This window comes from Streptomyces sp. NBC_01525 (assembly GCF_045040405.1).
Lineage (GTDB): Bacteria > Actinomycetota > Actinomycetes > Streptomycetales > Streptomycetaceae > Streptomyces > Streptomyces benahoarensis.
Map to the genome: position 1 here is coordinate 503,626 of NZ_CP109397.1, position 22,450 is coordinate 526,075.

Here is a 22,450-nt window from a genome sequence, read left to right on the forward strand (position 1 = left end):
AGCTTGAGGAAAGGGGAAGTCCTCGCATGACGGACGGTACGGGCGGGTCACCGGGCAGCGGCGAGCCGGAGGTGTCGGACAGCCTCAAGACCTTCGGCGAGGTCTTCAAGGCCTTCCGCAAACGGGCGGGCCTGACCCAGGAGGAGTTCGCCGAACTGGTCCCGTACTCGGTCCAGACCGTCGCCAAGATCGAGCAGGGCCGCCGCTTTCCGCAGCCGGACTTCGTCGAGCGGGCGGAAGAGATCCTGGACGCGTTCGGGGCGCTGCGGGGTGCGGCACGGCATCTGTCGCGGCAGCCGGGGCTGGCGAGTTGGTTCCGGCAGTGGGCGAGGCTTGAGGCGGAGGCGGTCACTCTGTGGACCTACGAGTGCCGTGTCATCCCGGGCCTGTTGCAGACGGAGGCGTATGCGCGGGCGGTGACTGTCAGCGTGCCTCCGGTCAAGGATGAGGAACAGGTCGACCAGCAGGTACTGGCCCGCCTGGAACGTCAGAGGCTCTTTCAGCGACGGCCGCCGATCACCTTCAGCTTCATCATTGAGCAGGCGCTGATCGAGCGTTGTACCGGCGGACCGGACACGACACGGGAGCTGATCGACCATCTTCTGGAGCGTGCGGGACAGTTCAACGTGGAGCTACAGATCATGCCGCTACGGCAGCCGGATCATGCGGGGTTCGATGGGCCGTTGCGTCTGCTGGAGACACCGGAAAACAAGTGGCTCGCCTACGCCGAAGGCCAGCGCGGCGGCCTACTGATCTCCGACTCCAAGGAGGTCAGCATCATGCTCCAGCGCTATGCGAGACTGCGCTCACAGGCCCTCACCCCTGAGGACTCCAAGGGCCTGCTGAAGCGAATGCGAGGAGCGCTATGAACACGTCCGAACTGGCCTGGTTCAAGAGCAGCTACAGCGGCTCCGACGGCGACGACTGCGTCGAGGTGGCCCTGTCCTGGCGGAAGTCCACCTACAGCAGCGGCAGCGAAGGGGACTGTGTCGAGGTGGCGACCTGCCCCACCACCGTTCATGTACGGGACTCGAAGCTGCGGCAGAGCCCCCAGTTGGCCGTGGCCCCCGAAATATGGCAGCGCTTCGTCTCGTACGCGGCCCAAGGCTGACGCCGCTGCTTGCCTGAGCGCCCCGCACGGACCCCAATCCCGTGCCGGGGCGCTCCACTTACACCTGAGCTTCCTGCGCCTTCCGCAGCCGCTCCGCGAAGACGGCGTGCGCGGCACGCATTTCCTGCTCCCGGTTGGCCTTGTAGAAGGGGGCTGTGTAGCCCTCCGGGGGGTCGGGGCGCTCGCCCTTGTTGTAGGCGAGGAGCTGCTCGTAGTGCTCCTTGGTCTGGCCAAAGCCGTAGGTGTGGCGGACCCCAGCGATCCTCCGTTCTCGCCCGTCGAACCAGGTGACTTCATCGAAGTCCTGCATGATCGGAAAGCGCGACTTGTACATGGCTGCCAATGCGTCGGCGCTGACTCCCAGCCATACCGCCACGAGGGCGTCGATCTCCACGAGTGCGGCCCGGCGGGCTCGTTCGGTGCGCAGCGGAGTCTCGCGGCTCCAGTGGGGAGTGACAGCGTGCAGAGGGGAAAGCCCGATCCAGTCGTGGGCCCATGACTCATAGCCAGGCCAAGTCGGGTCGTACAACTCTTCCCAGAGTTCTGCGTAGGCGCTTGTCAAACAGTTGAGGCGCAGAGTGCGCAGGAGCAAGGCCGATGCAAGCGGGTGCTTGGCCATCTCCGGAACCGGCAGGCGCTTGGCAGGAGCCACGTCCAAGTGCCGGATACGCGTGGTACGCAACAGATAGTCGAGGGGAATGCCCGACCAAAAGCCAGCAGCGAGCGCCGTGCTCCGGTTGTCGACGACATGAGCACTGCGGACGGCGTGGATGTGTGCGGTACCCAACGGCACGAGTGCCGCATAGAAGCTGCGCTCGGTATCGGGAGCGATGAACTCTCGCCACGCCACCCGGTAGAACTCCGTATACGGCCGCCGCAACCGCCGCACCAACTCCCCGTCCACCCCCTCCGCCGTAACCTCGTCCGGCGCAACTTCCCGGGCCTCGGCCACAGCAGCCCGCGCCCGTGCGACCTCGCGCTCCGACGCCCGCAGCTGGTCCAGCGTCCGGTGATCACTCCACACGTCCTGGGCAGCGCGATAGACAGCGGGCTTAGCCACGTACACGTACTCGGACTCGGGCACCGCGTCATCCGCGAGCGTCAGGGGGTTGAGTCCAAGGACCTCACCACCGCCCTGGCTCGGCTGCTTGAACATCGGGTTGGCCAAGCCGAGTTGGGGACCCTTGAGGATCACCTCGGACCAGTCGGCCGGCTGGTGAACGGTGCGGGTCACATCAGCCACGTTGTAGTCGATGAGGTCGGCGGCTTTGGCGCCGCTCTCGTGGTAGCCACTGCTGATCTGCGGCTCATAGTCCGCGAGCCGCAGCGAGTAGTCCGCCAGCGCCTCGATCGCCTGCGCCTCGGCCGTACTCACCAGAGAGAGCAACCGGCCTTGCCGCACGGGCTGCCCCTCGTCGCCGGTCAGACGCTGCCATCGCTCCAGCGTCTCCTCGTCCACCCGGACAATCCGCTTGCGGTGCGGGCGCTCGTCCCAACTACCTGCGTACCGAATGCCCGGGTCAGACGCAGTGCCGTCATCGTGTGCCGACAGGCGTAGCGCGTCCACGGAAACCAGCCACGACAGGTGGTCGAAACCGATTTCACCTTCTTGGCCATAGATGTGCACCCCGAAGTGACTGGCATGTCCCACAGGCGGCGGGAAGAATCTGTTGCCCTGGTTCACGAAGTCGCCATGGATGCGAAGGCGGGTGTATGCGGCTTCACGCAATGGCCCTTCGCTGTCACCGCTGAAATGCGATCCGGGATGGACGAGCCCCACCGCCCCCTCCCCCGCCATGTGCTCCCACGTCCGGCACATGAACGCCCGGTACAGGTCCGGCTGCGTCCCCCGCAGCAACGGGTACAGCAGGCCGGAGCCGAGCATCGCTCCCGTGCCGCTGTGTGCCGCCAGCTCGTTCAGCAGGTAGCGGCGCACGGGCTCCGCCGTCATCAACTCGTCAAGACGCCGCGTTCGTTCGGTCTTTGTCGGCTTCTCGGTGAGCATGAACCACGGCTCGTGCTCAGCGAGCAGCGGGTTCTCCTCCCACCGCGGCCTGACCCAAGGCGGATTCCCCACCTGAAGGTCGAACCCACCCCCCGCCCCCCGGAACACATGCGCAAAATGCAGCTCCCAGTGGAAGAACCCGTGCCCGTCCTCCGTCTTGATGTCGCGCTCCGTCGTGCCCGCGATCTCCTCGACCGTGTGCAGCCACGGGAAGCGCTCGTTCAGCTTGAACGGGCTGTCCATGCCCAGCACGCCGTCCAGGCTGCGCTCGTACGTCTCCAGGAGCGGTAGTGCCTCGTCCACCGGCAGGTCGTCCAGGCCGTCCAGGAAAGAGCCGGCGTCCGCGTCCTTCGTGCCGAGCGTCAGCTCCAGGAAGTCCAGCCAGTCGGCCAGCGTCTTCAGCGGGATGACCGAGCGCCGCGTGTCCTCGGCGATCTCGGCCTGCCGACCCGTCGCCCTGCGCCCCTTGATCTTGAGGCGCTTGATCTCCAGGCCCTTGTCGCTCTCGGCGTCGGCATCCAACTCGCCCTGTTCGCCGTCGGGGTCGTCGAAGAGCCCGGCGGCCCGCCAGACGACATCACCCGGCGCGGGTCCGCTCGCAGCGGCGGCCTCCGGTTCCGGTGCCACCGGGGCGGGGCCCGCCTCGAACACCCCGCCGTCCGCCGCGTACTTCGCCTCCGTGCCGTCCAGCAGCCCCACCCTGTCCAGCGGCCAGAACCACAGCGCGCACCACGCGTCCATGACCGTCTTCAGCCGCCAGTACGGCGTGCCGGCCGCCGTCAGGTCGTCCAGGACGCGCTGCTTGTCGGTGGCCTCCGGCGCCGGCTCCAGCCAGTCCGCGCCCCAGACGTCGATCCGGCGCGAGACCTTCCGCTCGGACAGTTCCAGACGCTTGGCGACCAGGCTCCACAAGAACTCGGCCCGGCGGGCCACCGCCTGGAGCCGGCCCAGCTCGGTCTTGGCCGCCGCCCTGGCCCACTTCTCGTAGCGCTTCTGCCGCTTCTCCTTCGGCTCGTCGCCCTTCTCCTCGAACGGCTTGGGCCCCTTGGGCGTCTTCTGCACCCCCCTACGCCACTGGCCGAGCGCCTTCGCCTGCTCCTCCGCCAGCTTCTTCGCCTCGGGCTCCCCGGCGACCGCACCCCAGCCGAGCGCGGGGAGGAGGAAGTGGTGGACGGCGCCTTGCGGCAATCCGCCGTCCCGGAAGGGGAGTTCGGTGGGCGGCAGCGGGGACTTCTTCGACAACCACTGGCCGTGCGGCAGGGCGTCCGCCCCGTACACCTTGCGGCCCGCGCCGATGAGGGAGTTGCCGCGCCGCAGGTGCAGGCCGAACCAGGGTGCGCGCATGCCGGGGTGCATGGAGTTCAGCCAGAGGGAGACCTCGGCCAGCTCCACGGCGGTGGCGTTCAGGTCCACGCCGTACGCGTTGTGCAGGGCGATGTACGCCTTGGCCTTCTGGAGTTCGACGGGCCGCAGCTCAGGATCGATGCGGCGGTCCAGCTCCCTTTCCCTGCGCCGCAGATACTCGGCCGCCACCTGGTCGATGGCCTCGTTGAGGAACGCGCCCGAGCCGAGCGCGGGCTCGCAGATCTTCCAGCCGAGGAGCTCCTCGGCGGACGTCTGGGTGCCGTCCTGGTCGAGGCGGTGCTTCAGCGCCAGCTCGACGGTGACCTCGGTGAGGGATTTCGGGGTGTAGTACGAGGCCGAGGTCTGGCGGTCGCGGCCCGCCAGGCGGTAGACGAAGGAGCCCCTGGGGTGGACGACGCGCAGCGGGCGGCCGGTCTCCTCGTGGGGGCGCTCGACGAACACCTCGTCCGGGTAGTCCTGGACGCGGGTGGCGGGGATCATCCAGCTGCCGCCGGACGCGTCGCCGCCCTTGGCGACCTCGTAGAGGTCCTCGTGGGCGATGAAGCCGGTGTAGGACATCAACCCCTCGTAGACCGCGCCGAGTTGGTTGATGCCGAGCTGTGCGTACGAGATGAAGCCGCCGCGTTCGCGGCCCTTGCCCTTGGTGAGCATCAGGCGGCGCAGCACCTTGTGCAGGGTCTCGTTGCGCAGGCGGGTGTCCAGGAACTCGGGCCCGTCCGAGCCGTCCTCGTAGGCCGGGTGCTCTATCCGGTCGGCCGAGATGAGGCGCACCGCGTCGCCCTCGAACAGCTCGGAGCGCAACGGCTCGAAGCGCAGGCCGACGTCGGCGCTGCGGGCGGCGGCCTTGCGGGCACGGTCGGCCTCGCGGATCCGCTCCGTGTACGCGTCCCGGGTGAGCGCCCCGGAGGCGAAGAGCTCGGCGGCCTCCCGCTCGGCCTCGGTGGCCGCGCGGTCGGCGGCCTGGGCCGCCAGGTCCTCGGGCTCGCTGCCGAACTCCCGGTGGCCCTGCTGCACCTGCTGGAAGAGCAGGTCGAGGGACTCGTACAGATGGAAACCGCGCCGGGACCGCTCGCCCACCAGGTCGCGGACGACGAGGTCGCCGAGGCGCTGGAGGCCGTACCCCCGGGCGTACTCGGGATCGTCGGCCGGCAGGATGCCGAGCGACGGCTGGGCCTCGGCGTACAGCAGGAACAGGATGCGGTAGAGGTAGCGCAGCGACTCGCGGCCGAGTTCCTTGGCGAGGCGGGCCGGTTCGTCGATCTGCTCCGGGGGGACGCCCTGGTCCCGCAGGCGGGCCAGGACCTCGTTGGAGATCCACTCGACGGACAGCCGCAGGCCCTCCCGCAGTTCGGTGGAGACGCCGACGGCGTGCTTGCCGGACTTGTCGACGAAGCCGGCCAGCGGTGCGGTGCCGCCCTCCTCGGGGATGCGCAGCGAGTCCGCACCGAACAGCGCGGCGACCGTGTCGAGTTCACCGCCGTTGCGGACGTCGCGCCGGTTGAGTGCGGCGTCCAGGCCGACGGCGAGGTAGCGGCCCTCGTGCCAGGCGAGGCGGTCCGCGAGGACGACGACGCCGCCGGCCAGCATCAGGACGTAGCGGTAAGGCTCGTCGCACTCGAAGAGGAAGTCGGCCAGGGCCTTCGCGTCGGTCAGACGGGCCGATGCCTCCAGGGTCACCGGGTGCAGCAGGCGGCCCGCGCCGTCCGGGTCGAGGGCCGCGTCCGGCTCGTCGGTCCAGCCGCAGGCGACCGCGATCAGGCCGGGCTCGGTGTGCAGGGCCTGAACCGGGTGGTCGTGGCCCGAGCGGTGGACGGTGACGGTCTGCTCGTGGGCGTCGTCGAAGCCGAGCGCGCGCAGGGTGGTCAGGTGCAGCTCGGTGAGGCGCTTGGCCCAGTCGGCGGGGACCGGCGCGTCCGGTACGGCGAGGGCCTCGGCGTCCCGGGCGAAGTCGGGGCGCCAGGAGAAGTAGGGGCCGTGGAGGGCCCGCAGACCCTCGCGGGGAGTGCGGGCGCGCGGCTCGACGGTCGCCGGGTCCCGCCCTTCGCGCTTGGCCTCGGCGACGGCGGCGGAGTGGGCGCGCCGCTCCCGCTCCTCGGTCTCGGCCCACCGGGCGAGTAGGCCGTCCTTGGCCTTGAGGTCCTTGGGCAGGACTTCGGCGAGGTAGTGCGCCGAGAGGTAGTCGCCGTGGTTGACCAGCGAGTCGTACGTCACGTCAGTTCTCCGCCGGGTCGAAGGCGTGGTCGGGGGTGCCGCAGTCGTTGTCCGGGGTCTCGTCCTCGGCTCCGTCCGGGGCGGGCCGGTCCAGGACGGCGAGCACGCGCAGCAGGGGAAGGCCGGTGGTGTGCAACTGGTCGAGGAGGGCGGCCTGATCGCCGGCGGTCTTCTCGACCTGCCGCTTGCGCCGGGCACTCTCGCCGGACAGCGAGTCGAGGGACCCCTGACGCCAGTCGGACAGACGCTTGCGGTATTCGCCGAGCGGGCCGCTGATCTGGTGCGCCCAGTCGTCCTTGGACTTCTCCAGGTGCTCGCGGGCCCGCGCCACCGCGGCGGGCACCAGCGACTGGAGGTGTCCGAGGTCGCGCGGCTCGCCGGTACGGGCGAGATCCGGCCCGACCTTCGCCGCGCGCAGGGCGTCGGTCATCTCCCCCACCGGGGCGCCCGGGTCGGCGCTGACGGCCATCCACCGTACGACCGTGGGGCGGCCGAGCGCGTTGGAGCAGATGCCCTGGATCAGGAAAGTGGGGTGCTCCACATGCGGGGAGGTGATCACCGGCGCCTCCTGCCGACCGAACTGCACCAGCACCTTGTCGGTGAGCCACTCCACCACCGGATGGATGTCGCTCAGGTACGAGACGGTGGGCCAGATGGTGTCCGTGGCCTCGCGGGCCTCGGTCAGCTTGTCCTGGGCGAGACCCCGGTCGAAGGAGAGGATCATGCGCTCGGCCACGCCCTGCTCCTTCAGGTAGGAGGGCGGCAGGGCCTTGAGGCGGCGCAGCAGGTCGGGAGCCTTCTCCGGGGAGAGGGAGAGATACGGGCGCTGCTTGGCGTCCTTGCTGCGGGACAGGCCGATGACGTCGTCGGCACGGTCCTCGTAGAGCTCGGCGAGTGCCGTGTCGACGAAGGCCGCCGTGTCGCCGTCGAAGAGCGAGGGCACGTCCGCGCGGTCCGGCAGCTCCTCCTCGGTGATGGTGTCGACCTGACCGAAGAGACCCGCCAGGTCGGCGTCGTCGGCTGCGGACGCGGACGCGAGGAACTCCTCGACCGTGCCGCCCTCCACCAACTCCCTGATGAGGCGCCGTTCTTCCTCGTCCGCACGGTAGTAGCCGGTCTCCGCCTCCGCCGTGCCGCTCAGCTTGTGGGCCTCCTCCTCGCGGACCAGGAGTTTCTCGGCGACGGTCCGGTCATCCTTGGCGCCCGGCCGGCCGGAGGTGAGGATCAGTGCCCGGAACTGCGGCTCCCGACGCTGCCCGTACCGGTCGATGCGTCCGTTGCGCTGCTCGATGCGGATCAGGGACCACGGGATGTCGTAGTGGATCAGATGGTGGCACTGGCGGTGCAGGTTGACGCCTTCGGAGGCGACGTCACCGGCGAACAGCAGGCGCACCGGAGCGCCGGCGAGGCTGAACTCCTCGCGGATGATGCGCTGTTGCTCCTCGACGATCCCGCCGTGCATGATCCGTACGGCCTTGTGAGCGCCGTTCTTGTCCGTGGTGAAGCCGAGGCGTTCGGGAACCTTTGCGGCCAGCCATTTGAGGGTCTCGACCCGCTCGGAGAAGATCACTGCGCGGGTGTCGCTGTGCGGGCCGACGCCGATCTGCGCCAACTGCTCGACGAGGGAGTCCAGTTTGGTGGAGTCGCCCGGTGCACTGCCGTCCCCCATCGAGTCGACGAGGGTGCGCAGCCGGGCCAGGGCGGCCTGCTCACCGTCGATCGCCGGGTCCGGCCGCTTTCCCTCGTCCACCGCATCCTGCACCCGTTTGGCGAGGGCCTTGACGCGGCTGTCGACCAGCTTCTTGAGAGCCACATGGGAGGAGAGGAACGTCTTGAGGACGTTGTAGGAGAAGAGCGGGTCGGTGCTCACCGAGACCCGCTCCTGGTCCGCCGTGCCGAACTCGGTGCTGCCGGACGGCGTGGGCAGCCAGTGCTCGCCGATCTCCGCGAAGATCCGCTCCTCGGCCTCGTTGGCCGGGCAGTGCAGCGACCGGGTGGGGCCGCGGTCCGCCCATTCGGCGCCGATGCCGTTGCGGACCTCCGGGCTGATTTTGGTACGCCTGATGAAGAGGTGCCCGAGGTCGCCGGCCGGGTCGTAATGATCACGGTCCACGATGGCGGCGGGGTCGAGCAGCGACACCAGGTCGGCGAAGGAGCGCTTGTCGCCGTTGTGCGGGGTGGCGCTGGCCAGGAGCAGCGCGTCGGTCTGCGGGGTGAGCGTCTCGGCGAGGGCGCGGCGCTGGCTGCCCTGGTTGATGAGGTTGTGGGACTCGTCGATGACGACCGCGTCCCACTGGATGCGCTCCAGGTGGTGCCGGTACTGGCCGATGTTCTTGAGCGTGTCGACGGAGATGATGACGCGCTTGTAGTGGGTGAACGGATTGCGGCCCGCGGGGATCTCGCGCTGAATGCGCTGAATGCCCAGCGAGTCGAGCCGCACCAGCGGAATCGAGAACCGCGTCCACAGCTCGTGCTGGAACTGCTCCAGGACGCTCTGCGGCGTCACGACGAGAATCCGCTCACCTCTGCCCCGGCGGATCAACTCGGCGAGGGTGAGGCCGATTTCGAGGGTCTTGCCGAGGCCGACGACATCGGCGATCAGGATGCGCGGGCGGAGGTTGCGCATCGAGAGCGCGAGCTCCGCGGGACGCTGCTGATAAGGGAGCGGGTCGAGGAGAAAGCGGTCGGCCAGGGCGAGGCCGCGCTCGGTCTGCGGCAGCGGCGTCTTGCGCAGGACCGCTTCGAGGAAGAGCCGGCCGCGCCGGAAGTAGGAGGAGGTGTCGGGCACCAGAAGCGTCTTCTCCGGCTCCAGGAGCTCGACCGTGTCGATGCCGGTGAAGAACACGGCCTCCTCGTCCCGGACGAACTCCGAGACACCGATGGCTTCGATCCGGTCGCCGTCGTGATCGGTCCTGCGCGCGGTCCTGACCAGCCACTCCTCGTCGCGGACGAGGATCTGGGCTCCGGGCGGAAACCTCGTCTGCCCCTGCTCTGCCACCCGTGGTCACTCCGTTGTTCGTGCCGGAAATGCGGCGTGTTCAGTACCGTTCCAAGTCTTTCACGGGGTGTGCGGAGGCCGAGCCGGAATCCCGGAAGCCGGGGGCACGCCGCAGTGCGGGGCGGGCGGCTCCTCAGAAACGCGCGTCGCTCGCGTACGCGGCCCGCAGCGCCTCGGCGATCCGCAGCGGCGCGGAGAGCCGGACGCTCTGCCGGGCGGGATCGCTCGCCCCGGGCTTCTCAGGGGCGGGCGGAGCGGCGTCGTCGGAGGGGGCGTCGGCATCGGGCGCGCCCTCCTCGTGCGACGGCACGTCTCCCCACCGCGGCGGAGCCTCGTCGTCCTCGCGTACGGCGACGTCCAGCACCGTCGGGGTGTAACCGGGCCGGCTCCCGGGGAGCTCCGCGGGCTCGGGCGGAAGCACGATCTCGGGCAGGGCGGCCTCAGGGGTCAGCGCCGCGAGCCGGCGCTTGGCCTGTGCGGCGGTGAGCCCCTGGCCTGCCATGACGTGAACGAGCTGCTCGGTGGCCCGGGGCAGCGTCGGCCGGTCGGCAGGGTCGAGGGCGAGCATCGCCGAGATCAGCGGTTCCAGCTGGGGTGGCAGACCGCTCAGGTCCGGCGGGACGGTCGGGTCTTCGATCCGGCGCGCGATCGCCTGCCAGCCGGCGCCGGTGTAGGGGTAGTGGCCGGTGGCCGCGTACAGCAGGACCGCGCCGAGAGCGTAGACGTCCGCGGGCCGGTCGAGACGGCGCTCACCCTGGGTCTGCTCCGGCGGCATGCACAGCACGGAACCCACCACCACGCCGGTGGCCGTCAGCGTGGAGCGCCGTTCGGCCAGCACCGCGAGGCCGAAGTCGATCACCTTGGGGCCGGTCGCAGCGAGAAGAATGTTCTGCGGCTTGAGGTCACGGTGCAGCAGCCCCGCCTCGTGCACGGTCCCGAGCCCCTCGGCCAGAAGCGCCCCGAGACTGGCCACCTCCACGAGCGGCAGCGGCCCGTGCCCGGTGACGTGGGCCATGAGGTCCGGCCCGTGCACGAACTCCACGGCGAGCCAGGGGCGTTCCGCACGGGCGTCCGCAGCGACGAAGGACGCGATGAACGGCCCGTACACCGTCCTGAGGCTGTCCACTTCGAGCAGGAACCGGGCCCTGCTGTCCTCGTCGAGCACCGACGGCTTGATCACCTTCACCGCGACCAGCTGGCCTGCCGGTGACTCGCCGAGGTAGACCTGCCCCATACCGCCGGCACCGAGACGGCACACGAGCGTGTACACGCCGATGGTCCGCGGGTCGTCGTCCCTCAATGGCTCCACGGTGTGCGGGCCTTCCCTGTTCGGTGGTGGTGTCGGTCGCCTGCGCATCGGTCCCGGTGCCCGGTGGGGGCCTGGCCATCCCGGGCGCGCATCCGGAGTGTATCGACGGCCCCTCGTGTGTCAGACCGCTCCGCTCTCGTCCCAGCGGTCCCTGAACCAGCCCAGCGTCTGCCGGAGGATCTCCCGGTTCTGCTCGTCCTCCAGTACCGAGAGCCGGAAGCCGGGGCGCAGTTCCAGCTTGCCCTGCGGTAGGGAGACACCCTCCAATGCGTTCATCCTGTGCAGCAGTTCGGCGCGCAGCGAGAGCTCCGTGAAAGGCTCGCGCTTCGCCAGATGCTGGAAGACGACCTCAGCGGTGCCCCCTCGCCCGCAGCCCGGGTAAAGGACCAGGGGCCAGATGCCCCGGCCCGGGGCGCCCGCACTCCCCAGCATCAGGAACGCGCTGGTCATGGTCTTGCCTGCACCATGTCCTGTCCAGCCCCCGAGCCGCTCCCAACCGGCGATCAGCTCGCGCACGGCTGCCACGGTGGCAGGGGCGTCGTCCGCCGCGAGCTGGCGGAAGAACCGCGCGGCGCGCGTCTCCACACCCGGCTGCTCCGTGCCCTCCCGTGCCGTCTCCCCCACGCCGGCATCCTCGTCCTCCTCTTCCGCACCGGCGACGAGGAGGGCGAGGTCGCCGCTGGTGAGGCGCTGGGCCGGATCGGCGGCTCCCGTGGGGGTGAAGTGGATGCCATCGGCGCGCAGCAGGGCGCGTACGTCCCCGCGGTCCTGCCCGGTCCACTGGAACCCGTCCGCCACCTTGCCGTCGGCGTTGAGCACCCGGTAGGCGTTGACCACTCCGTCGGTCTTGGCAAGGTAATTGCCCACGGCTTGGGCACCGGACCCGGCATACGCGGCCAGATCTCCGTACGACGTCCAGGTGCCGTGCGGAAGCGCGGCGAGCACCTGATGGGCAAGGCTCCAGTCACGGCTGCGCTCCGCGCGCCCCACACCGCGCAGCGGGGCGGGCCACAGCCGGGTCGCCCGGTCGGCGAGATCGTCGGCGCGGGCCAGGATCTCCGCGGGGCCCCAGCGCTCGGTGACGGCGATGCGCCGGTTCATCTCCAGGTGGCTGCCGTGCAGCAACCCCTGCTTGCGCGCGAAGGGATGGTTCGAGAGTTCCGCGTTCACTCCGGTCAGCGTCAGGTTCCCGAGGGTGTGCTGCAGGCGGGAGTGCAGGTCCTCCGGGCTTTCTTCCCCGACCGTGTCCGCCTTCAGCATCTCCATCCACTCGTCGCCGGGCGACTGCGGCATCACGTGCTCGATGGTCAGCTGCGCCGCGTCGAAGTCCACCGGCTCGGGATGCTCATAGCTCTCCTCCAGCCGCTGGAGGACGATCTTGCGCTGGTTCGGACGGCCGTACTGATAGAAGGGCGCGGACCGGATCTTCTCGCGCAGCTCCTCGTCACCCGGCCACTGGCGGTTGTCGGCGGAGAACAGCTGACGCAGGCCGTCGGCCACCGGCACATCGCGCGGGAGCTGGGCGGGCACGGCCTGAAAGATCCGGTTCAGATTGTTCGTGGCCACTCGGCAAACGGTCCTGCGTACCAGGAAACTCTCGACGTACGACAGTGCGCGCGCGGTCTCGTCGTCGTCCAGCTCGCCGCGTGCCCGCCGGTCGAGCAGCAGCATCAGCGCAGGGTAGGTCACCACGGCCTGCCAGTCGTGCAGCCTGCGCAGGTGGCCGCGGACCGCCGGAGCGCTCTCCTCCTCCGGGTGGATGATCTTCCGGAAGTGTGCGCTGCGGCGGTGCAGCTCCTTGATGTAGTCCTCGATCTCCGCCTCGGTCCGCGGCGCTCCCGTCTCCCCGTTCTCGAAGTGCTTCTGCTGGGCGGCGTACAGGTCCTGACGGCGGACCCGGTCGTCTCCGTCGAGCACCAACTGCAGCCACATCAGCTGTTCGAGCTCGTCATTGGTGAGGCTCGCCTGCAAAGGCAGCCAGTACGTCTCGTAGATCCGCTCACCGTGGGTCGGCAGGCGCATGAACAAGTAGTTGCGCAGCAGATCCGCCTGGCTGAGCTTCAGTCCGGTGTTGTTGAGGGACTCGAAGATGCGATGCACGTTGTCACCGCGCTCGGCGCTCACCACGACCAGCGTGAGGCGCGAGGTGATCGCCTGCTCGATGCGCAGGATGTCCCAGGCGCTCGCCGCGTCCTGGGCCTCGACCAGTTTGCGGCGGAAGAACCGGTAGGCGGAGGCGACCCGGTCTCCCGCGGTCTGTTCGGCGGGGAGGCTGCGGAGATGGGCGGCGAACTGGGGCCGGTCCGCCTGCGTGGGCAGCAGCCGGAAGTACTCGTCGCCGTGCTTGCGCTTGTTGATGAGGTAGTCCTCATCGATGCGCTCGGCCTCGTCCGGCTTCCCTTCGGCGATGTGGTCGCGGATCGCCACCAGCGCGAGGGACAGTGTGGTCAACCGCTGCTGGCCGTCGACGACGAGCCAGCGGGGGAACGTCGCCTCGTTCTGCGGGGAGGGCGCGAGCACGACGGAGCCAAGGAAGTGCGTGCTCGCCGACGCACCGGAATCCAGGAGCTCGGCCTGTTCGAGGATGTCGCTCCACAGCTGAGCGAGCTGTTTCTCCGACCAGGAGTACGTGCGCTGGTAGAGCGGCACCTGGAACTGCTGGGTCCGGCCCTGCATCAGGTCGGCGAAGACGGTCTCTTTGGCCTGCACGCAAGCTCTCCCTAGGAGGTAGGGCGGTCCGGGAGGGACCGGATATGACGGGTCGGTACGGGAGGAGGAGCCAGTTCCGCTTCATCTGAGGTCGGACAGCAGATCGTTCAGTACCGCTTCCTCCTCCACCCGCACACCTGCGTCCGCCAGCGCGCCCGGGAGATCCGGGTCCCACGGGGCGTCGGACCGCGCCCCGGTGAGGAGGGGGCCGGAGGGCAGCGTGCGCACCGCGGCGCGGTAGTCGGCGGTGGTGTACCGCCAGGAGCTCCAGGGGACGCGACTCAGCAGGGCGGCGGCGATGCGCAGGCCTCCCCAGTCGAAGTCCCCGTGGTAGCGCAGGCTGGAGCCGTGGGTGTGGAGATGGCGCAGGAGCGCGACGGCGGCGGCGGACGGCTGCCCTTGAAGGCAGACCAAGGGTGCGCAATCCGCGCCGTACGAGTCGGCGGCCGCCGCGAGCACGGCCGGGTTCTCGCAGATCCGGACCGTCGGCGGTGCCGAGCGAGGCGGGTACCGGGTCAGCTGCCGCAGGGTCAGTACGGCGGGCTCGCCCGCGTCGGCCATCCAGTCCAAAGCGGGAGTGCCCGGCAGATTCAGGGTGAGCACGGTCGAGGAGAGCGCGTCACGCAGCAGTCCCGCCGAAGCCCACGCCTCGCGTCGCCACTGCGCGCCGCTTCCGTCCGGAAAGCCGGTCAGCGCACGGACACCGGAGAGGGTGAGGGTGGAGAGCGGGGTTCCGTCATCCAGCGCATGTGCGCTGCCGAGGAGTTGGGAGGAGAAAGCCGGCAGCGACACCGGCGGCTGCGCCGGCAGGGCACGCAGGGCGGTGGCGGCGCGGCCGAGCAGGTCGGCCGCCGCGGTGGGGGTGCCGGCGAGGCGTCTTACCAGCCCGTCGCTCCGGAGCCGCCCGGCCCAGCTCTGGAGCGCGGGGACCTCGTCCGCCAGAGCGTCGAGGGGGGCGTACGCCTGCTGCCAGGCCCGCTGTTCCTCGGCGCGGGCCGGCCCGAGGAGCTCGACCGGTCCGGTGAGCGCGACCACAGCGGCGGCCAGCCCCTCGGGGCTGATACCGGAGCGGCGCAGGAGGCCGTCCACCGCGTCGAGCCGCACGGACACGGACCGTCCCGTGCCCGGGACACGTCCCAACAGCCTCTCAGCAGCCGCTCGTTGATCCGCGTCCGGCGCGCTCAGCGAGACCGGGCCGGTGAGCGGCTGCCCACGCTCCAGGCGTCGGCGTGCACGGTCGACCAGCCAGTCGAGGCCGGGATCGCCCAGCAGCCTGCGTAGTCGTACTCCGTCGACCGTCGCGGCCGCTGCGGGAGTCAGTTCCACAGCGGCTCCGTCTCCCCGGCCGCTTCGGCTCTGGGGGCGGGAAGCGGATGGTCGCGACGCACCGGTTCCGGACCACGCGCCCGCCGCGAGCCGTCCCATTCCCACCGGGTGACGAGCACCGCCGCGACCTCGTCGATCCGCGACAGCTGGGCGATGGCGATGCCGGGCACCTGGGGGTAGCAGGCCCACTCCCGTTCGCTGGTCATCACGACGTCGAGATCGAAGGCGTGCAGCAGTCCCAGGCACTTGGCGCGCGAGTCGTCGTCCACCCCCGCGAACGCCTCGTCGAGGGTGACCAGGCGCGGCGCATACGGGCTGCCCGCGCTCGCGTAGTGGGAGGACGCTGCGGCGCACAGCGGAACGGAGACGGCAAGCACCCGCTCGCCGCCCGACGCAGGCCCCGTGGCCGGGGTCCAACGGCCCTGCTGGTGCCGCTCGACCCCGAACTCGTGCCAGGTGCGGTAGTCGAGTGCGGCGGTGAGATGGTCCAGCCAACTGCCGGCGGCGTCATCGGTGTGCTGACGTGCGATCTGCTCCTGAAGAAATTCGCCCACGGCCGCACGGTCCTCGGCGCTCCAGATGTCGGCCGACCGGCGCAACCGGTCCCTGGCCTGAGCGAGCCCCGGGGGAGCCTTGCGGGATGCGCGCCACACCAGCCTCAGCCGCATGCCGGTGGAGGTCGGGCGTTCCTCCAGCTCGACGTTCATGTCCCGTACCTGCCGTTCGGCCACAGCGATCAGGTCCTGGAGAGTCCCCGCGACCTCGGTGACCAGATGGGTCTCCAGGATCTCCCGTTCCCGTGCGGACAGAATGCGGGCGAGTTCACCGACCTCGACCGCCAGCGCCTCGGCCAGTTCCGGTACGGCCCGTTCGCGACCCTGGTAGACGATGTCGACGACCATGCCGTCCTCCACCATCCGGGCGGAGGCGCTGTGCCCGTGCCGGGACAGCGTGTCCTGGAGGGTCTTGAGTTCCTCGCTCAGCCTGCGCTGCACCCGCTCCCACGCACCGTCGGAGTCGTCGGTGGCGGACAGGCCCGAGTCGATGGCGCGGGCCAGCGCGATGGCGGGGGTGGCCGCCCACACGCCGCCCTCCACGGCGGGCACCTGGAGGTCAGGAAGAGCCACGGCCATCAACCCGGTCTCCGTGAACCGGTGGAGCCCGGCGATGGCCTCCGTACGCGCCTCAGCAGCCTCCTTGAGCCCTTCGCGCAACTGCTCGATACGGCCTTCGGCCCTGGCGACCGCCCGGTCGGCCTCGGCATGGCGTGTGCGGCAGGCCTGTTGCTCGCTCTCACAGGTGAGCAACGCCTGCGCGGTCTGTGCCAGCATGCGCTGGAGTTCGGCGACGGCGGCGCCGACCGTCGAGCGCAGGGTGGTGAAGCGTTCGTCGGCGGCTGCCGCCTCACTCTCCGCCTCCTTCGCGCGTTCCGTGAGCTCCGCGGCTCGCTCGGCGGACTGACCGGCCTCGGCACGGTCGTCCTCGACCTGACGGGCGGCCTCGCCTCGTTCACGCAAGGCGGGCCAGAAGGCGGCCAGCACCGCGGTAAGGGAACCGAGCGCGTCACGCACGAGGGCGAGCCCGTCCTGATCGGCGGGCAGGCCCAGGTCCTCGGCGGTCCGGGCCAGGTCGGCCGCGGCCGACTCGCTCCGCTCCGCCGCCTCCCTCAGGGCGGCGGCCCGCTCCTCGCGCCGTGCGCTGATGCGGTGCAGAGACTCGGCGGCGGTCGTCACCCGCGCGTGTGCCCTGGTGAGGGCGCCTTCGTCGGGTACGTCCGCCACCTCGTCGTCCAGGACGCGGTGGCGGGCGGCCACGGCGGTAGCCAGCTCGGCGACGGTCACCAACTCCGCCTGAAGCAGGGCGAGTTCGGCACGGAGGGCTTCGATGCGGGACCGCCGGGCGGCCTCCCGCGCGCCCTCACCGATGTACTCGGCGGCCGTCTTGGCCCACCGGCCGGTCAGCGCACCGACCCGGAAGCGCCCGTCCACCGCTGCCCAGGTTCCGGCGTCACCGTCCGGCTCGCCGGCCACCGCACCTCCCCGGCCGACGCCGATGGCGGCGAGCAGGCGGGCCACCGTGCCCTCGCCCACGGCCGCGGCCCCGGCGTCCCCGTGGTCCACGGCGGGGCGCAGCAGTCCCGCGAGTGAGGCTCCCCGCACCGGACCCGTGGCGGGGGCGAGCAGCGCCTCATGGCTGTCGGCGGCGAGAACTGCGCCGTCGGGGAGTACCCAGGCGTCCAGCAACCCGGACGCTTCCAAGGCCGCCTCAAGACCTGCTCGTTCCCCCTCGGGGAGCTCGTCCTGGAAGTCCACCAGCCGCCACAGGGGGGCACCCGTCAGGCGCTCCCGCAGACCGGGGGTACGCGTGCGCGGCGGCTGCGGCGGACGCCGCCCGCCGGCCTCCAGGGCGGCCAACTCCTCGTTCAGCCGGGCGGTGTGCTCGGTGAGTTCGGCCCGGCGCCGGGCGGCCTCGGCGGCCTGCTCGGCAAGGCGCGCGGCCGCGGCCCGCTGGGCGCGCGCGGCCTCGGTCCGCGCCGGGTAGGGGCCGTCGAGACAGCCCACCCACTCCTGGAGTTCGTCCAGCAGTCCGGCCTCATCCGGATAGGCGAGTTCGGTCCAGCCCCGGGTACGGCTGCGGACCTCTTCAAGCAGTGCCCGGCCGGCGTGCGCCACGTCCTCCTCGGCACGGCCCAGCTCGGCTGCGGCCGCGGCCCGGTCGGCATCGGCCTCGTCCAGCCGGACGTCCTGCTTGCGCCGTTCCTCCGAGGCACGGGCAGCGACCTGAGCAAGGCCTTCCACATGCGTGAGAGCACGTCGACCCCGCTCCACGGACTGTTCGGCACTGCCGCGCAGTTCGCTCGCGGTGAGCCCGTCGTCCCCGGGCAGCGCGACCCGTGCGGCGGCGGCCGCCTCGCCTGCCTGCCGATAGGTGTCCTCGGCGTGCCGCTCGGCCGCACGCAGACGGTTCTCGGCACCGCCGAGCCGCTCCAGGGCCTTGTGATGCAGTCGTACCGCCTGGTCCCGGTCGCTGCGCGCACGCTCCGCGGCGTGCGCCGTACGGTCCGCATCGTGGTGCGCCTGGTCGAGATCCTTGGCGCTGCGCATCTCGGGGCCTTCGCGCAGGGCGGCGTCCTGGGCCCGCAGCCGGTGGTGCTGTTCCTCCAGCGTGCCGGTCAACTCCGCCGCGGTCCGCCGCTCCTCCTCGGCCCTGGCCTGCTGGGCCTGCGCCTCGGCGAGGTCCCGTTGACGGTGCTCGTATCGGGAGTGCTCGACGCGGGGCAGGCGGGCACGACGGCGGGTGGCGATGCGCGCGTAGCGCCGGTAGTGATCCAGGAAGTCGGCGGCGGCGCGCTCGGCGGCCGAGGCGGCTGCCAGTTCGGCCTTCTCCTCGTCCAGCGAGCGGAACGCCTCCGCCACGTCGGCGATGACGGCCTGGTCCACCGGCGGCAGGGCCTCGGTGAGCGCGCGGGAGAGGGCTGCCTCGTTGGGGCGCTTGGACAACTGGGGCTGGCGCAGTTGGACGAGCAGGTCGACCAGCGCGCCATAGCGCTGCTCACCGAGCCCGAAGAGCGCCTCGTCCACAGCCCTGCGGTAGGTCCTGGCCTGGTCGTACACCATGCCGTGACCGCCGACGGCTTCGACCAGACGGTCCCGCGAGAGAGCCGTGCCCGTGGCGTCGACCAGGCTGAGGAACCCCTCTGCGGGGGTGGCGGGGCCGTGGTGGACGCGCTGTCCGGTGACCGCGTACCAGTGCCGGACGATACCGCGTCCGCTCACCGCCTTCAGTCCGCACAGCAGCGTACGGAAATGAGCCTGTCCGCTGGTCGGGTCGAGTCTGCCGAACTCGATCCAGGTGTAGCCGAGCCGCTCGGAGTGCGGGTGCTCACCGCCGAGCAGGAGGTTCCACTCCATCCGCTTTCCGGGGTCGCCGTCGGGTTCGACCCGTCGCGGGCTCAGGTCGCCGTCGAGCAGGAAGGGCAACGTGAGCGCGAGCACCTTGGACTTGCCGGTGCCGTTGTTGCCGCGCAGCAGCAGACGTCCGTCACGGAAGTGGAATTCCTCCACGTCGTAGTGGAAGAGGTCGACGAGCCCGATCCGCAGAGGCTGCCAGCGGGTGCGGAGCGGGTCGGGGAGTGCGGGGGTCACGCCTGAGCGGCCTTTCGTTGTGCCGGCATGCGTACGGAGCCGGGTTCGCGTACGACTGGTTCGCCGACCGCATAGCGGGCCAGAGCGGGGCGGGGCTCGGCCCCGTCGGCGGTACGGGAGACCAGACCGAGGGCGGCGAGCCGGGCGACGGCCTGCTCGACGAGCTCAGCCTCCAGGCCCGGTTCCCGCGCCGACTTGGCCCAGAATCCGCCGTGCTCGGCGGCGAGTTCCCGTACCCGCTGGGCAAGCTGGTCAGCGGTGACCGGTCCGCCCGCCCTGGCCAGGTACTCGGCAAGCAGCAGGGTGATGTGACCGTGGGTGCCCTGCTCGGGCATCCGGACGTCGGTGAGGTCGTCCTCGGGGTCGACCATGGCGATGCCCTCGGCCCGGATCTCGGGAACCAGACCGGTCAGGTCGGCCACGCGGGCGGTGAGGAAGCCTCGCTGCCGGGTGAGATAGCTGAGTTCGGCGTCACTCAGCTCGTCGTAGTAGAGCACCGGATCGTCCAGGAGTCTGCGGGTGAGCGTCTGCCGCACGGCGCGAAACCGCAGCTCATCGCTGTCGAGGGCGGTTTCCGCAACGAGCTGCGCCAGCCGGTCGGCGGTGGTTTCGCCCTGCACGGTGGAGGGCCCGCGACGCGTGGCGAGCAGCCCTGCCAGCACCCGCCGTTCGACGTCGTACAGCACGTCGCCGGCTCCGTTCACATACGCCTCCTCGTCCCCGGCGACCCGGCGCAGGACGCCGAGACCGAGCAGGAGCCGTACGACTGCGGCGAGGTCGAGGCGCTCGTCCCGGCGGTCCAGGGTGAACTGGATACCTGCCGCGACGAGCCGGGGATCGGTGGCGTCGAGGACGACCTGGTCCGCGAGACGGCCGAGAGCGATCTGCGACTCGCCGCGCTCCAGGGCAGCCAGGGCCAGGCAGAGCAGGACGTAGCGGCGGCGGGTGAAGGGAGCGGCAGCACGGGTCGCCTCGCGGGCGGGGCGCGTGGCGTCGCCGAGGACACCGGGGATCTTGCCCAACCTGGCTGTCCCGGCGTCCACGTGGAGGGTCCACCCGGTGTTGCGGTCGAACCACTCACGGAGTTCCGAGGCATGCCGTCGCACGAGCCGGAATTCCTCCGCGTGCCGGCCGTAGGAGAGGAGGAGAGGCTGTTTCAGGAGGGCGCGGGCGGCCTTGCGGAACTCGGCGGCGTGCTGACCGTCGAGCACCTCGGCCAGTGGCGTGGTCATCGGTCGCTCGCTCCGTGCGTCGGGCCGTCGGTCAGGTCGACAATCTCGATGAGGTGGTCGGGCCCGCGGAAGGTGCCGGACGGCGTACGGATCTCCGCCGCCGGTCCCTCGGTCAGTGCGCTGAGCCGGATCTCCATGGAGCCGTCGTTGCTGGTGGCCACGGTGTGCCGCATGCCGGGCCGCCACGTGGCCAGTGCGTCGCCGAGCAGTTGGAGGAAAAGCCCGAAGGACGCCGGGTCGAGCTCGCCGAGCTCGGACAGTCGGACCGTCCCGTCCGTGACGAGTCGGGCCCGGGCCGCCGCGGTCTCGGCAGCCTGCTTGGCCGCCACTTCGGCGAGGTGGCGACGCCGCTCCTGACGGTCCTCGACCTTGCGGGGTTTGCCCCGCCGCTCGTAACGTCCGGTGCGCCGCAGCTGAGGGCTGATCCGCAGCGGAGGTGCCGCGGCCCAGGAGGTGGTGGGGGGTACGGGCGCGGCCACCCGCGCGGCCAGGGAGTCCGCGTCGATCGTGAGATGCCGGGCAGGGTAGAGCCCGAACGCCGCCCGCCACAGCCGGTGCCGCGACGCGTCGTCGGAGGTCTCGGCGAACCAGCGCGCGAGCGCACGGAAGTCGGCGGACCGGTCGGACCGCCCGGCCCGGCGCTCCCCCAGCACCCGGACGACGGCCAGCATCTGCGGGATCGCCCCCAGAGCCCGGCCACGCAGCAGTCTGGCCTGCGACTCCCGCCCGTTCCGGGTGAGGAACCACGCCGCGAGACCGTCCCAGCGTCCGGCCCAGTGCGCGTACGCCTCCTGCGTGGCATGTTCCGCCTCCTCGGGCGCGGCGTCGGCTGCTTCCCGCCCGGCCGCAGCCCTGAGCAGGACCTCGATCCGGCCCGATTCCTCCAGCTCCAGGATCAGCTGAGCGATGCGCCCGCCCAGAGTGATCAGGTCCTGGATGAAGCGCTCCAGATACTGGATGAGGCGGTCTTTGTAGGCGAGGAAGACCGCTTCCTCCACCTCGTGCAGGTCGATGGTGCGCTGCAACGAGCCCATGAACGCACGCGCGTTGTCGGCGAGAGCGGCGAACCTGCTCGCGAGCGCGTCGAGTGCGAGATGCGTCTTGCCGGGATCCGGCTGATCGTCGGCGGTGAGCACGAGGAGCGCCCGCAGCTGCGTGACGATGTCGTGCAGGGCGATGGCCTGGAGGGCGCCGCGCCGTCCGAGCGCCTCGTCGTAGCCGGCGAGGGCCTCCTCGGCTGCTTCCCCGGCCTGCGTGAGCTGGTAGATGAACCGTTTGCGGTAGAAGTCCTCGACGGCGGTGACCCGGCCCGTGTCGGGGTCGGCCCGTAGATTCCCCCACTCGACCAGCTTGTCCAGCGCCTTGACGACCCCGTCGAGCTCACCGGGCCGGACCTCCCCGGGCAGCGCGGCATGCACATCCTCGGGACGCAGGTGCACGGCGAAGTGTTCCTTGGCCACGACGAACGCCCGCATCACCTGGCGGTAGAGGGCGGTGTTCTGCACGGTGAGGTGGGCGAAGGGGCTGAACCTGTCCGGTTCACCGGCCAGAGCGGCGGTGGTGGCAGTCATCGGCAGCCATTTTGTCGTGGCGGGGAACACTCCTGGGCAGGGACCACGGTACTTGGCTGATTAACGCCGGTAGGTGCGGCACCCGAACCCCACCGTGCCGTATATGTGCGGCGAGCAGCGCCACGGGCGGATCGTCTCATACCTACCGCGCCCCACTGCGGGTGGACGTCAGCGTCCACTGGCCCAATCGCACCTGTGGATGCGATCGGACCGGTCTGTTGGGGCTGCAGAACGTGCGTCAGTTGATCGCTGGTGGCGCGGCGCATTGATCTTGCGAGGGTTACACGGCTTTGAGCGGAGTGCAGTCGTAGGTCCAGCGGAACGGGCGGGCTTCGTCGTCATAGCCAAGGGTGAAGTCGGTGATCTGGTCGATCAGGTCCTGGCGGGACGTGAACTCGGCGCGCCGGAGCCGGCGGCGGGTCAGGATCGAGAAGAAGATCTCGACCTGGTTCAGCCATGAGGCGTGCT

10 protein-coding genes are annotated in these 22,450 nt (G+C 70.7%); 2 read left to right on the forward strand and 8 right to left on the reverse strand.

The window, feature by feature from the left end; all coding sequences use genetic code 11:
• Positions 1-26: 26 nt before the first annotated feature.
• Both OG422_RS02290 and OG422_RS02295 read left to right on the forward strand, forming a co-directional pair.
• Positions 27-869 carry a helix-turn-helix domain-containing protein gene (locus OG422_RS02290; protein WP_405739080.1) on the forward strand — a complete coding sequence of 281 codons (843 nt, stop codon included), beginning with the start codon at positions 27-29 and terminating at the stop codon, positions 867-869.
• Positions 866-1,111: a DUF397 domain-containing protein gene (locus OG422_RS02295; protein WP_405739082.1), complete on the forward strand. Its 246-nt coding sequence runs from the start codon at positions 866-868 to the stop codon at positions 1,109-1,111. The genes OG422_RS02290 and OG422_RS02295 overlap by 4 nt, the downstream gene beginning before the upstream one ends.
• A gap of 58 nt (positions 1,112-1,169) precedes the next feature.
• On the opposite strand, the gene OG422_RS02300 is transcribed toward OG422_RS02295, so the two are convergent.
• The 8 genes from OG422_RS02300 to OG422_RS02335 form a co-directional block, all read right to left on the reverse strand.
• Positions 1,170-6,692 (reverse strand): hypothetical protein, encoded by a 5,523-nt coding sequence (locus OG422_RS02300; RefSeq protein ID WP_405739085.1) that lies wholly within the window; start codon positions 6,690-6,692, stop codon positions 1,170-1,172.
• A gap of 1 nt (position 6,693) precedes the next feature.
• Complete coding sequence (locus tag OG422_RS02305; protein WP_405739088.1) at positions 6,694-9,690, reverse strand: SNF2-related protein; 2,997 nt, start codon at positions 9,688-9,690, stop codon at positions 6,694-6,696.
• A 133-nt stretch (positions 9,691-9,823) separates the two neighbouring features.
• On the reverse strand, positions 9,824-10,999 hold the full coding sequence (locus OG422_RS02310; RefSeq protein WP_405739091.1) for a serine/threonine-protein kinase: 1,176 nt from the start codon (positions 10,997-10,999) through the stop codon (positions 9,824-9,826).
• A 120-nt stretch (positions 11,000-11,119) separates the two neighbouring features.
• Positions 11,120-13,708: a DUF262 domain-containing protein gene (locus OG422_RS02315; RefSeq protein WP_168481755.1), complete on the reverse strand. Its 2,589-nt coding sequence runs from the start codon at positions 13,706-13,708 to the stop codon at positions 11,120-11,122.
• 81 nt (positions 13,709-13,789) lie between these two features.
• Positions 13,790-15,034: a TIGR02679 family protein gene (locus tag OG422_RS02320; protein ID WP_405739094.1), complete on the reverse strand. Its 1,245-nt coding sequence runs from the start codon at positions 15,032-15,034 to the stop codon at positions 13,790-13,792.
• Complete coding sequence (locus OG422_RS02325; protein WP_405739097.1) at positions 15,025-19,179, reverse strand: TIGR02680 family protein; 4,155 nt, start codon at positions 19,177-19,179, stop codon at positions 15,025-15,027. Before OG422_RS02325 ends, OG422_RS02320 begins: the two co-directional genes overlap by 10 nt.
• Complete coding sequence (locus OG422_RS02330; RefSeq protein WP_405739100.1) at positions 19,176-20,411, reverse strand: TIGR02678 family protein; 1,236 nt, start codon at positions 20,409-20,411, stop codon at positions 19,176-19,178. Before OG422_RS02330 ends, OG422_RS02325 begins: the two co-directional genes overlap by 4 nt.
• The gene (locus OG422_RS02335) at positions 20,408-21,982 is read right to left on the reverse strand and encodes a TIGR02677 family protein (protein ID WP_168481751.1); all 1,575 of its coding nucleotides are present in this window, start codon (positions 21,980-21,982) and stop codon (positions 20,408-20,410) included. The genes OG422_RS02330 and OG422_RS02335 overlap by 4 nt, the downstream gene beginning before the upstream one ends.
• Positions 21,983-22,450: the final 468 nt, after the last annotated feature.